This is a genomic window from Rhodococcus sp. NPDC057529, assembly GCF_042802055.1.
In the GTDB taxonomy this organism is placed as follows: domain Bacteria; phylum Actinomycetota; class Actinomycetes; order Mycobacteriales; family Mycobacteriaceae; genus Rhodococcus_F.
The window spans coordinates 487367-499606 of record NZ_JBHVEY010000003.1; the positions used below are offsets into that span (position 1 = coordinate 487367).

The window sequence follows — 12240 nt, forward strand, 5'->3', positions numbered from 1 at the left end:
CGGCGACACCACTTGGACCACTCTCGCGGCGGCTTACGCGAATCTGCCGCAATCTTTGACTTCTTTCTTCCACGCCCTGCGCTCCAACCACCGCTTCCCCTCCCCCCCCCCCCCCCCGCGGCGTATCTGTTCCGGCACCCCGTCACGGCAACACGAGGTCAGGCGCGGACACCCTCGGCTGCGAATGTTCCGCGTGTCAGCGCCACGGCCGCCTGCGCGCCTTCGTGAAGCAGTTCGTAGTCCGCGGCGAGAGCGACGGTCCGGATTCCGTTGTCGGCGCACGCTGTCGTCATTTCCTGACTTCCCCCGTAGGCGGCGACGTCCAGTCCGTGGCGGGTGCACGCCTCCACGATTGTGCGAACGGCATCGAAAGTAGCTCCGCCCAGGACGTCCGAGGCGGAACCGGCCAGCGACAGGGTGAGGTCTGCCGTGCCGATCAGGATCCCGTCCAGTCCGGGTGTCGCGCAGATCGCTTCGGCCTCGGCCAGGCCGTTGGTGTCCTCGATCATCAGGTAGACCCGCTGGCGGGGCGCCGTGGCCGGGCGCAACGCTGCCCGAACCGGGCCCCACGAGCGGTGCCCCTCGGGCGCGTAGCGGCAGAAACCGACCGCCTCACGTGCTTGGGCGGCCGACCCGATCTGTGGGACGACGACGACGTCGGCGCCCATGTCGAGCGCCCAGTTGGCTTGTGCGTAGTTCGTCGCCTGCGTCCGCACCCAGGCCTCGACGCCGGCGCCCTGCACCGCCGAGAGCAGGGGCACGACGGAATCGGTTCCCAGTGCGCCGTGCTGCAAATCGATGACGGCCCAATCGAATCCAGTCCGAACCATCAGTTCGGCAGCGAAGACGGAGTCGAGCGTCAGCCACGCTCCGAGTGAGGGCGCGGTCGAGGTCGAGGTCATTGCGGAGTACTCCATTCGGTGGATTTACGGGCGGCGGTCGGTGAACGCCGCCGGTCACTTCCGGGGTGTCGGTGGAATCAGCACAAGCTTTCCGATGTGCTTCTTGGCGAGGAAATCCTCCTGCGCCCGAACGATGTCGGACAACGGATAGGTGGCCGAGACGACCGGACGGATTTCATTCCGCTCGATGTATCCGACGAGGTTCTCGAAGACGGCGTCGTCCTGGAAGGTGCACCCGTACAGCGTGAGGTCTCTGAGGTAGACCGTGCGCAGGTCGATCTCGGAGATCGGCCCGCCGATGGCACCGGCGATCGTGTAGCGGCCACCCGTGCGCAACACGTCGAGCAGTTGAGGCCACTGCGGTCCGACGACGAGATCGACCACCACATCCACCGAGCCGGCACCGAGCGCTCCGATCAGGTCGACTCCCCGCTCGATGGTCCGATCGGCGCCCTGCGCCTTTACCTCGGCCGCCTTGTCGGGCGAGCAGACGGCGATGACCGTGGCGCCGCGGCGCTTGGCGAGTTGCACCGCCGCGAGGCCGACACCGCCCGATGCGCCGGTGATCAGCACGCGTTCGGCACCGACCGCGGCGCGGTGCAGCATGTTCTCGGCGGTGGAATAGGCGCACGGTAGCGCCGCGAGTTCGGCGTCGCTCCAATCGGAGTCGACCGCGAAGGTTTCCCGGGCCGGAGCCACCGCGTACTGCGCGAAGCCGCCGTCGCATTCGCTGCCGAACGTCCAGCATTCGTACGGGCGGTAGTCGACGTAGCTGCGCAGCATGGTGCGCACGAGGACGCGTTCGCCGATGCGGTCGGGGGAGACGCCGTCACCGACCGCGACGATGCGCCCGCACACGTCCGCGCCCTGAATGCGGGGGAATTTCAGGGTCGTGCCCGACCAGCTGGCATCGTCGTCGTCGACGGACTCGAACCCGCTGGCGCCGCCGGAGTTCGTGTCGGAGTCGATCGCCTTCGAATACCACCCGATGCGGGTATTGATGTCGGTGTTGTTGATGCCGGCGGCGGCGACCTCGATCAGAACCTCGCCCCGATCGGGTCGGGGGATGGCGACGTCGGTGCGGTACTCGAGTGTGTCGAGTCCTCCGTGCCCGGTCAGGAGAACTGCGCTCATATGTTGCGGCAACAAGGTTGGCTCCTTCGGATGTCGATCGGATGTGTTCGTGGGCCGGTGTATCCCGGTCACACCGGTGCGGCGAGTGGTTCGCGTGCGACGAAGGTCTGGGTGAGTTCGCCGATGTCGGTGATGCGGCTGCGCAGGACGTCGCCGGGACCGAGGAATCGCTGCGGTGTCCGGCCCACCCCGACGCCGGCGGGCGTGCCGGTGAACACGACGTCGCCGGGGTAGAGCTCGAGGGTGTGCGAGAGGTGCTCGATCAGCGCCGGCACCGGGAAGATCATCTGCGCGGTACGTCCGAACTGGACGAGTTCGCCGTTGATGCGGGTCTCGAGCGTGAGATCGTTCGGATCGGCGAACTCGTCGATCGTCACCAGCGCCGGTCCGATCGGGGCGAACCCTCGGTGCGACTTCGCGAGACTGAACTGCGGAACCGGGCCGGCCAGTTGCCGCCCGCGGTCGGACAGGTCCTGTCCGACAGACAATCCCGCGACCGACTCCCATGCCCGATCGGCCGGGATGTCGCGGCCACCTCGGCCGATCACAACCACGAGTTCGACCTCCCAGTCCACCGTGTCCGAGGGGAGGGGGACGGTGGTGACCGGGCCGGAGATCGCCGAGGCGAACTTGGTGAAGATCACCGGTGACTCGGGCCGTTCCACACCGGACTCCGCCGCGTGGTCGGCATAGTTCAGGCCGACGGCGAACACCTGGCGCGGCGCCGGCGCCGGCGAACCGAGTCGACCCGGGTCGATCCCATCGCGGTGCGCCGGGGTGACCCTGTCCCGGTTGCCCGTGTACCAGGTGACGAACTCCGCCCACCGCGCGTAGATCTTCTGCGGATGGGAGGAAAAGTAGCCGTGGCTTTCCGCCTCGACGTCGACGAGGCCGCTTCGCGTCGACACCTGGAGGCGGCCATCGAGATTGATCAACCGCACCTGAAACTCTCCCGTCGTCTGTTCCGAGTGTTCGATTCCGGCGACCGGAGCGGGTACCTGCGGATCGTCACTATTTGAACAGTTCGTTCATTGTGTGTGTTGACGATAGTGCGGCCCAGGTCACAGCTTGTCAAGGCGTGCGATGCCACTTTTACCCGCATCGGCCCTGGGTCGGCACGGTTGGTCGCGGCTGTGACGCGACGGGGTCTTGACGACTCATGAGGTCCATGTCACAATTTTGAGCGTGACGTTCACTTGTTGAACGAATGCAATGTCGGTGGTTGACCTGCTGTCGCCGGCACGCCTGCACACTTCATCCCCGCCTTTCCCCGCCCCGGACGGCATTCGCACCGTCCACGTCGGCTGTCATGCCGACGCGCACCAGCAAGGAGTGACCTGGTGACGATTACCAACACGGATTCCGTCGGAGAGTATGAGGACGGACCTGTCGGCACGAAGGCCGACCCGGGTCCGGTCGACAAGAAACGATTCCTGGTCAAGCTGACCGGTGTGATCGCCGGTGGCATGTTCATCGACGGCTACATCCTCGGCATCATCGGCACCGTCATCGGTGCCCTCACCCTCGACCTGGAGATGTCGCTGTTCTGGGAGGGGCTTATCGGCGCCTCCGCTCTCATCGGCATCTTCGTCGGCGGCCCGTTGGGGGGCTGGCTGGCCGACAAACTGGGCCGCAAGCCGCTGTTCGCGATCGACCTGGCGATTTTCATCCTCGGATCGGTGATGCAGTTCTTCGTGGACTCGGCCTGGCAACTGTTCGCCGTCCGGTTGCTGATGGGCATCGCGATCGGCGCCGACTACTCGGTCGGCTGGCCGTTGCTTTCCGAATTCGCGCCGCGGCGGCTGCGCGGCAAGTTGCTGGCCTACTGCGAGGTCGCCTGGTACGTCGGCTTCATGTTCGCCTTCGTCATCGGTTACGTGATGACCACCGTGTGGTCCCTCGACTGGCGTATCGTGCTCGGCTCGAGCACAGTTCCGGCGGTGATCCTGTTCCTGGCCCGGCTGGGTATGCCCGAATCACCGCGCTGGCTGATGAACAAGGGCCGCACCGAGGAGGCAACCGAGATCGCCCACGCCTACCTCGAGGACCCGACGGACGTCGTCGACATCGCCAACGAGGGCACCCGCAAGGGCACGTTCGGGATGCTGTTCACCCCGGCCTACCGGCGGGCGACGATCTTCATCTCCGTCTTCTGGTTCTGCGCGGTGGCACCGTATTTCGCGATCGCCACGTTCGCCGCCAGCGTTCTGGAGGGCTACGGTCTCGGCGACGGACTCGTCGGCGCCATCGGAGTCAACGGCCTCGCCCTCGTCGGTGTCATGGTGTCGGTGCTGCTCATCGAACGAGTCGGCCGCCGGAAGCTGACCATCCCGCAGCAGTGGGTGTGCGCCGTGGTGTTGCTGATCATCGGATTGTGGTCGTCCGCGCCGCCCGCGGTCGTGCTGATCTGCTTCCTGGTCTTCGCGTTCGCCAACGCCATGTCCACGGCCCTGACCGGGGTCTACCCGGGTGAGATCTTCCCGACCGAGATCCGCGGCCTGGGAACCGGTTTCGCGACCGCGTTCAGCCGCGTCGGTGCGGGTCTGGGCACGTTCCTGCTGCCGTGGTCGATGCACAACCTCGGCAGCGGAGTGACGATGATCATCGCCGCGGGGATCTGCATCGTCGGTGCGGCGGTCTCCCAGGTCCTCGCCCCGGAAACGATGGGCCGCAACCTCAGTGAAACCTCGGCCCCGCGCGGCGGTCAGCCCGTTCGAACCTGACCCGTCGCGTACAGCACCGGGAACCGGAGTCCGTGCCAGGGCTCCGGTTCCCGGTGCTTCACACGGCGTGGCGGATCGCGGGACTATTCGCCCGCCGCGTCCTGCCAGAACACCTCGACGAGGCGCTCGACGATGGCCTGCATCTGCTGGAGCGCCTCGGGGATGCGGTCGCGCCCGAAGCGGTAGCGGGGGCCGTTGAGGGTGAGGATCGCCACCAGCGTGCCCGAGGAGTCACGCACCGGCCGGGACAGCGAAATCAGTTCCTCTTCGAGTTCGTTGTCGATGATGCCGAACCCTTGCTCGCGGACCTGGTCGAGCTCCCGGAGCAGAACGGCACGGTCGGTGATCGTGTGGGACGTGAATGCCTCGAGCGTCTCGGGCAGCACCGCGAGCACCCTGTCCAGCGGCATCTCGGCGAGCAGAACCTTGCCGGTGGAGCTGGCGTGCAGCGGGTATTGCTGGCCGACCATGTGAGTCGATATGCGGCTCATGATCCCGACCACATGCGAGCCGGAGGCCTCGGCGATGAGGTCCAGGCCGTCGTGCGAATTCGGCACCGACAGGGTCGCCGACTCGTTGAACTTGTCGGCCAACTCCTGCAGCAGCGGTTGCGCGCGTGCGACCAGACCGGCGTACGGGTCGGCGCGCCGACCGAGCCGGGCCATTTCCCAGCCGAGGATGTAGTTGTTGTCGATCCGGTCGACGAGACCGGTGCGTTCGAGACTGTAGAGCAGACGGAACGCGGTGGGCCGGGAGATCCCCACGCCCTTCGCGAGCGTGGTGACGGTGGCACCGGTGCGCGGGTGTGCGGCCAACTCCCGTAGCAGCCGAACCGCTTTGGTCACCGACTTGTTCGTCATCTCCGTCGGTTCGGGTACTTCGCTCATGCCACCCCTTCGTCGTGTCGGTGCGCACCACACCCTCGGGTACGCGCTTACACGACCACTCTACCGCCCCGGCGTTCATATAGTGAACGCCGGGGCGGTAGAGTGCGGGAACTGTCGAGCGCACACCGCGCGCTCCTCGATTGTCAGGACTGGGCGCGGCCCCAGGTGGACGATTCGCCGGCGGAGTTGACCGTGCGGGGAATTTCGAGGGGGTTGCGTTCCTGGATCGGTGCGGGCAGGAGCGCCTCGGGAGCGTCCTGGTAGGTGACGGGGCGCAGGAATCGGCGGATCGCGGTGGTGCCCACCGAGGTGTGCGAGACCGCGGTGGTGGCGGGGTAGGGGCCGCCGTGGTGCTGGGCGGGGGTGACGGCGACGCCGGTCGGCCAGCCGTTGAACACCAGTCGGCCGGCGCGGGTGGCGGCGATCCGGGTGAGGCTGCGGAGTTGCTCGCGTTCGTCGGGGGTGGGTTCGGTGCGGGTGTGGACGGTGACGGTGAGGGTGCCGTCGACACCGTTCAGGACGCGGTTCACCTCGTCGTCGGTGCCGTATTCGGCGATGATCGCGGCGGGGCCGAAGCTCTCCTCGAGCAGGGTGTCGGCGTGGGCGACCAGCTGTTCGGCGGTGGTGTGCAGCAGTGTCGGGGTGACCTCGGGGACTCCGCTCTCGCCGGTCGATGCGGTGCCCTTGACGAGGACCTCGACGCCGGGTGCGGCGGCGGCCTCCTCGATCCGGTGGTGGTAGCCCTCGGCGATCTTCGCGGTGAGCATCCGTGCCGCGGGCACCTGCTGGGCGAGGGTGGTGATCTGCTCGGTGATCGGCGATCCGGTGGGTACCAGCAGGATGCCGGGCTTGGTGCAGAACTGTCCGGCTCCGAGGGTGAACGAGCCGACGAATCCGGACGCGATCGCGTCGGCGCGCTCGTCGAGGGCACCGGCGGTGACGACGGCCGGGTTGACGCTGCCGAGTTCGCCGAAGAAGGGGATCGGGTTGGGGCGGGCGGCGGCGATGTCGAACAGGGCGCGGCCACCGGCGACGGATCCGGTGAAGGCGGCTGCGGCGATCCGCGGGTCCTCGAGGGCGCGGGTGCCGGCCCGGAAGCCGCTGATCAGTGCGAACGTGCCGGCGGGGGCGCCGGCGGCGGACAGTGCCCCGGCGACGACGTCGGCGGTGGCGGCGGAGGTGCGGGGGTGACCGGGATGGGCCTTGAGCACCACCGGGCAGCCGGCGGCCAGCGCGGAGGCGGTGTCGGTGCCGGCGACGGAGAACGCGAACGGGAAGTTGCTGGCGGCGAAGACCAGGACCGGGCCCACGGGAATCTGGTAGCGGCGCAGGTCCGGGCGGGCGCCGAGGACGAAGTCGGGATCGGCGCGGTCGATGATCACGTCGAGGAAGGTGCCGTCGATCAGTTCCTCGGCGAACATCCGCAACTGCACGCAGGTCCGGTTCAGTTCCCCGGACAGGCGGGGCTGGGGAAGCCCGGTTTCGGTGATGGCCTCGGCGACCAGCCCGTCGGCGTGCGCCTCGAGGGCGTCGGCGATCGCGACGAGTACAGCGGCGCGGTCGTGGGGGGTGCGGTCTTCCCAGAGCGGTGCGGCGGCGGCCGCGGCGTCGAGGAGACGGTCGAGTTGGGCGTCGGTGGTGTCCGGTTCGATCGAATGCGTGACGTCGGTCATGAAGTGCGGGATCCTTTCGGAGAGGCTCGCGCCGGGTGCGGCGCAGCCGGGGTGTGTGGGTAGGGCTGGCGGTTGTCTATTCGAAGGATGCGACCGGCTCGCCGAAGACGCCCTCGTCGGGGACGACGCCGAGACCGGGGCCGGTCGGTACCCGGATACGCCCCCCTTCGATCCGGACCGGGTTGTCCGAGTCGTAGTGAATGTCCATGTAGGGCTCGGCAATCCAGACGCCCTCGAGCAGGCGCGGCTGAACCGTCGAGCCGATGTGGGCGCACGCGGCCGCGATGATGTCGCCTCCCCAGGAGTCGTCGCACGTGTGGGGCATGGAACGCGCCTCGCAGAGATCCCTCACCGTCGCGAGGGTACCGAGACCGCCCAGTCGCGTGACCTTCAGTCCGAATCCGTCGCACACGCCGAGTGAGATCGCTCGGAGCACGTCGCCGAGATCCTCGGTGTTCTCGTCGAGGTAGACCGCGTGGTGCAGTTGGCCGCGAATCGCGGCGATCTCCTCCATCGTGTTGCAGGGCTGCTCGAAGACGAAGGGAATGTCGGCGCACTCCCGGCCGATTCGCAGGACGTCGCGTGCATACAGTCCGCGGTTGGCATCGAGGGACAGGCGGGTGCATCCGGTTGCTTCCCAGACCTTGCGAACGGTCTCGATGTCGATCTCGACCGGCCGTCCGCCCACCTTGATCTGCAGCCGCGGATACCCCTCGGCGATCTTCTCCACGGCGGTCCGGGCGACATCGTCCGGATCACCAATGGACAGTGCGTAATAGGAGTCCACCCGATCGGTGATCGCGCCACCCAGCATGTCGCACACGCGAATTCCGTGGGTCTTGCCGATCAGGTCGTGAATCGCGATGTCGATTGCGGCTTTGGCGTAGTTGTGCCCGTTGAGGAGCCGGTCCAGTGCGCGGCGCACGGCCAGCGGACCTGTCACCTCCATGCCGATCAGGCCCGCCGACATCTGATTCAGTGCCGCCCGCGCGCCCAGGGCGTGCTCCGGCGCATACGTCGGGCCGACCGGGCACGTCTCACCCCACCCGGAGACACCCGCATCGGACACGACCTGCACGATCGTCGAGTCCAGGGCGGTGTACGAGCCCTCGGACATCCGGTAGGCCTTGCCGCTGAACGGCAGATCCATCTGATACACGTGAATCTCGGCGATGCGCAACGCTTTACCTCTTTCGTGGGCTCGGTCAGGCGTATCCAGTGGTGGGTCAGGCGGCGGTGAGTTGCCGGATTCCGCCGAGTCGGCCTTGGTGGAAGACGAGGGGTTCGCCGTGTCCGGTGTCCATGTGCAGGACGCGGGCGATGACGATGGTGTGGTCGCCGCCGTCGAGTTCGTGGGTGATGTGGCAGTCGATGTAGGCGTGGGCTCCGGTGATGCGGGGTGATCCGGTCTGGGAGGGGGTCCAGTCGATGTCGGCGAATTTGTCGGGTTGTTTGCTGGAGAGGGCGCGGCAGATCGGTTCCTGGCCGGCGGCGAGGATGCTGGCGCAGAGTTGTCCGGCGGCGCGGACCTTGGGCCAGCTGGTGGAGGTGTGGGCGACGCTGAAGCTGACCAGGGGTGGGTCGAGGGACAGTGATTGGAAGGTGCCGACGACGAGGCCGCAGGGGTGGTCGGTGTCGGGGGTGATGCCGGAGAGGGCGACGACGCCGGTGGGCAGGTGTCCCATGACGGTGCGGTAGTGGGCCTGGTCGATGGTGGACGTAAGCATGGTGGCTCCTTGTCAGATCGTGGTGCCGGACCCGGCAGCGGTGTAAGAGTGGTCGGGGTGCAATTCGGTGGCGATGTCGCGTGCGGCGCGCAGTGCGCTCTCGATGGCGCCGTCGATGAATCCGGCCCACAGATTCGCGATGTCGCCACTCGCGAAGTGCAGAACGCCTTCGGTGGCCTGCTGCGCGCCCAGGTAACGAGTGACCTGGTTCGGGCGGTGCATCATCCAGGTCTCCTGCGAGTACTGGTCGCTCATCCAGTCGTGTCCGGTCACCTCGAGCACATCGAGATCGTCCCGCCAGACGGTCAACGCCCGCTGAACGGCATCGCGGTCGTTGGGGTCGAGCCGCGTCGAGTCGGCCCCGAAAGCGACCAGAACTGCATCGTCTTCGCCGAGGTATTCGGTGCGCACGACGGACAGCGGGTGGGCGGCGGAAGAGTACGCGAAGAACGGGGCGATCGGGCCACGCACCCGGATCCAGCACTTGACGCCCTGGGAGGCGGCCTTCTCCTTGCTTGCGGCGAGCTTGCCGTCGTTGAGCGGTGGCGTGATGGGGAGGTCGCCGAGAATGTTCTGGGGCACGGTGAGTACCACCCGGCGCGCCGTGATCACCTGGCCGTCGCTCAGGTGCACGTGAGCGCGTTCGGTGTCGTGTTCGATGCGGGAAACCTCCGCGCACGTGCGCAGCTCCGCGGTGGTGTCGGCGGCGATCGCCGCCACCAGGGACTGGGTGCCGTCGGCGAGGCGGAAGACCGCGGACGCCTCGTGCATCAGATGCCACGAGCCCGCGGTGGCGGCGGTCCACCGCAACGCGGTGGTGAAGGCCCCCTCGGTGAGTGGGCCGTTGAAGTGTCCGACCCAGGCCGCCTCGTTCGCCTGGTATTCGTCCTCACTCAGCTGCAGCCGGTCGAGCATGTCCTGCACGCTGTACCGGTCGACGTTCGCGAGCTCGGGGGATGCGGGCGGCAGATCCGGCCGGGGGACGATGTTCATGGTGTCGGCGAGCAGCCGGCGCATTCCGGGATCGATCAATTCCATGAACTGCTCGAGTGTGCCGGTGCGGACGCGGTCGCCGGCGAGCCAGTACGCCTGCTCCGCGCGCGGGCCACGGGTCACCGAGAGTCCGTATCTGGTGATCTCGGCCCACACGTGCGGCTGCACCCAGTGCATCCAGGTGCCACCGATCTCGAGGTCCCTGCCGAGGCGGTGGTCGGTCCACACCCGTCCGCCGAGCCGGTCGCGCGCCTCGAGCACCACCACGCTCAGTCCGGTACGGGACAGCTCCCGGGCGGTGATCAACCCGGCGATGCCGCCGCCGACAACGACGACATCGGCTTCCTGATGCTGGTGGGCGCTGTCCGCCATGGTGTCTCCTCACCGCCGTGAACTGTTCATATTTTGAACGTGTTGTTCAAAATCGATGATCATGATCCTGAGCTGTAGATCACAATCTGTCAAGAGCGACGGCCCTGAATGTCGATCCCGCGACCGCGCGGGCCAGGAGCAGGTCTTGACGTGCCGTGAGTCCCATGTCACACTTTTGACCACATCGTTCAGTTTATGAACACGCAGCGCCGCTGAGCTGCAGCGATCGAGCCCATCCCAACGACCCGCAGTCGCCAGAGATCCCTCGGATTCCGCGGCCGTGCACCACTTCACGAAGGTTGTGACATCACGTGCGAACATCTGCTTCCCGCCTATCCGCCCCTGCGCACGGTGACTGCCCACCGTCGTCGGGCGTGATCGCCACGTCGACACGCACGAGCGAGGAGGGCCGATGACCATCACGAACAACGAACCCGTGGACATCGACCAGCAGTCGGTCGACAAGAAGCGCTTCCTGGTCAAGCTGACCGGTGTGATCGCCGGTGGCATGTTCATCGACGGTTACATCCTCGGCATCATCGGCACCGTCATCGGTGCCATCACCCTCGACCTCGGCATGTCGCTGTTCTGGGAGGGGCTCATCGGCGCCTCCGCTCTCATCGGCATCTTCATCGGCGGCCCCCTCGGCGGCTGGCTCGCCGACAAACTCGGCCGCAAGCCGCTGTTCACCATCGACCTGCTGATCTTCACCGTCGGTTCGGTCCTGCAATTCTTCGTCGACTCGGCCTGGCACCTCTTCCTCGTCCGGCTGCTGATGGGCATCGCGATCGGCGCCGACTACTCCGTCGGCTGGCCGCTGCTCGCCGAGTTCTCACCCAGGCGGTTGCGCGGCAGGCTGATGGCCTTCTCCGAGGTCGCCTGGTACCTCGGATTCATGACGGCCTTCGTCGCCGGCTTCCTGATGACCGCCGTGTGGTCCCTGGACTGGCGCATCGTGCTCGGCTCGAGCACCCTGCCCGCCGTCATCCTGCTCCTGGCCCGGCTGGGTATGCCCGAATCCCCGCGCTGGCTGATGAACAAGGGCCGCACCGAAGAGGCAACCGAGATCGCCCACACCTATCTCGAAGACCCCGCCGACGTCCTCGACACCACCAGCGAACCGACCCGTAAGGGCACGTTCGGGATGCTGTTCTCGCCATCCTACCGACGGGCGACGATCTTCATCTCCGTCTTCTGGTTCTGCGTGGTGGCACCGTATTTCGCGATCGCCACATTCGCGGCCAGTGTGCTCGCCGACTATGGTCTCGGCGACGGACTCGTCGGCGCGCTGGGAGTCAACGGCCTCGCACTGGCCGGTGTCGTCATCTCGGTGATCCTCATCGAACGGATCGGCCGGCGAAAGCTGACCATCCCACAGCAGTGGGTGTGCGCCGCGGTCCTGGCCGCGATCGGGCTCTGGACCTCTGCGCCGCCGGTGCTGGTGCTGATCGGCTTCCTGGTCTTCGCGTTCGCCAACGCCATGTGCACCGCGCTGACCGGTGTCTACCCGGGTGAGATCTTCCCGACCGAGATCCGCGGCCTGGGAACCGGTTTCGCGACCGCGTTCAGCCGCGTCGGAGCCGGTCTGGGCACGTTCCTTCTGCCGTGGTCGATGCACAACCTCGGCGCGGGCACCACGATGCTCATCGCGGCCGGCATCTGCGTCGTCGGCGCGTCGGTCTCCCAGGTCCTCGCCCCGGAAACGATGGGCCGCAGTCTCAGCGAAACGTCCGCCCCACACCAACCGTAACCACCCCGATCCCGAGCGCGGAGTCGCCGGACCGACAACGACGTCAGCCCCGCGACTCCGCCTCGACCCCCAGAACGTC

10 protein-coding genes are annotated in these 12240 nt (G+C 67.2%); 2 read left to right on the forward strand and 8 right to left on the reverse strand.

Features of this window, described 5'->3' with window-relative positions:
* Window positions 1-158 precede the first annotated feature (158 nt).
* The 3 genes from ACFU5V_RS08180 to ACFU5V_RS08190 form a co-directional block, all read right to left on the reverse strand.
* Window positions 159-902, reverse strand: a complete 744-nt coding sequence (locus ACFU5V_RS08180; RefSeq protein WP_378698282.1) for an HpcH/HpaI aldolase/citrate lyase family protein — start codon at window positions 900-902, stop codon at window positions 159-161.
* A gap of 54 nt (window positions 903-956) precedes the next feature.
* Complete coding sequence (locus ACFU5V_RS08185; RefSeq protein ID WP_378698284.1) at window positions 957-2036, reverse strand: alcohol dehydrogenase family protein; 1080 nt, start codon at window positions 2034-2036, stop codon at window positions 957-959.
* A gap of 68 nt (window positions 2037-2104) precedes the next feature.
* Entirely contained in the window at window positions 2105-2977 is an 873-nt protein-coding gene (locus tag ACFU5V_RS08190; RefSeq protein ID WP_378698286.1) for a fumarylacetoacetate hydrolase family protein, read from the reverse strand.
* Window positions 2978-3376: 399 nt separating this feature from the next.
* Here ACFU5V_RS08190 and ACFU5V_RS08195 point away from each other — a divergent pair, with 399 nt between their 5' ends.
* Complete coding sequence (locus tag ACFU5V_RS08195; RefSeq protein ID WP_378698287.1) at window positions 3377-4759, forward strand: MFS transporter; 1383 nt, start codon at window positions 3377-3379, stop codon at window positions 4757-4759.
* Window positions 4760-4842: 83 nt separating this feature from the next.
* Here ACFU5V_RS08195 and ACFU5V_RS08200 read toward each other — a convergent pair whose 3' ends face one another.
* The 5 genes from ACFU5V_RS08200 to ACFU5V_RS08220 form a co-directional block, all read right to left on the reverse strand.
* On the reverse strand, window positions 4843-5646 hold the full coding sequence (locus ACFU5V_RS08200) for an IclR family transcriptional regulator (protein WP_378441466.1): 804 nt from the start codon (window positions 5644-5646) through the stop codon (window positions 4843-4845).
* Window positions 5647-5789: 143 nt separating this feature from the next.
* Window positions 5790-7319, reverse strand: coding sequence for an aldehyde dehydrogenase (NADP(+)) (locus tag ACFU5V_RS08205; RefSeq protein ID WP_378698289.1), 1530 nt, complete (start codon window positions 7317-7319; stop codon window positions 5790-5792).
* 76 nt (window positions 7320-7395) lie between these two features.
* Window positions 7396-8499 (reverse strand): mandelate racemase/muconate lactonizing enzyme family protein, encoded by a 1104-nt coding sequence (locus ACFU5V_RS08210; protein ID WP_378434117.1) that lies wholly within the window; start codon window positions 8497-8499, stop codon window positions 7396-7398.
* 46 nt (window positions 8500-8545) lie between these two features.
* Window positions 8546-9046 (reverse strand): flavin reductase family protein, encoded by a 501-nt coding sequence (locus ACFU5V_RS08215; RefSeq protein WP_378698291.1) that lies wholly within the window; start codon window positions 9044-9046, stop codon window positions 8546-8548.
* A 12-nt stretch (window positions 9047-9058) separates the two neighbouring features.
* A complete protein-coding gene (locus tag ACFU5V_RS08220; protein WP_378434115.1) occupies window positions 9059-10411 on the reverse strand; it encodes a flavin monoamine oxidase family protein in 1353 nt (450 codons plus the stop codon).
* A 412-nt stretch (window positions 10412-10823) separates the two neighbouring features.
* Between ACFU5V_RS08220 and ACFU5V_RS08225 the strand changes: the two genes are divergently transcribed.
* Window positions 10824-12161 (forward strand): MFS transporter, encoded by a 1338-nt coding sequence (locus ACFU5V_RS08225; protein WP_378698293.1) that lies wholly within the window; start codon window positions 10824-10826, stop codon window positions 12159-12161.
* Window positions 12162-12240: the final 79 nt, after the last annotated feature.

Coding starts and splice junctions, on each gene's coding strand:
- ACFU5V_RS08185 (WP_378698284.1), bottom strand. CDS start 2,036: ATGAGCGCAGTTCTCCTGACCGGGCACGGAGGACTCGACACACTCGAG.
- ACFU5V_RS08225 (WP_378698293.1), top strand. CDS start 10,824: ATGACCATCACGAACAACGAACCCGTGGACATCGACCAGCAGTCGGTC.
- ACFU5V_RS08205 (WP_378698289.1), bottom strand. CDS start 7,319: ATGACCGACGTCACGCATTCGATCGAACCGGACACCACCGACGCCCAA.
- ACFU5V_RS08215 (WP_378698291.1), bottom strand. CDS start 9,046: ATGCTTACGTCCACCATCGACCAGGCCCACTACCGCACCGTCATGGGA.
- ACFU5V_RS08200 (WP_378441466.1), bottom strand. CDS start 5,646: ATGAGCGAAGTACCCGAACCGACGGAGATGACGAACAAGTCGGTGACC.
- ACFU5V_RS08180 (WP_378698282.1), bottom strand. CDS start 902: ATGACCTCGACCTCGACCGCGCCCTCACTCGGAGCGTGGCTGACGCTC.
- ACFU5V_RS08220 (WP_378434115.1), bottom strand. CDS start 10,411: ATGGCGGACAGCGCCCACCAGCATCAGGAAGCCGATGTCGTCGTTGTC.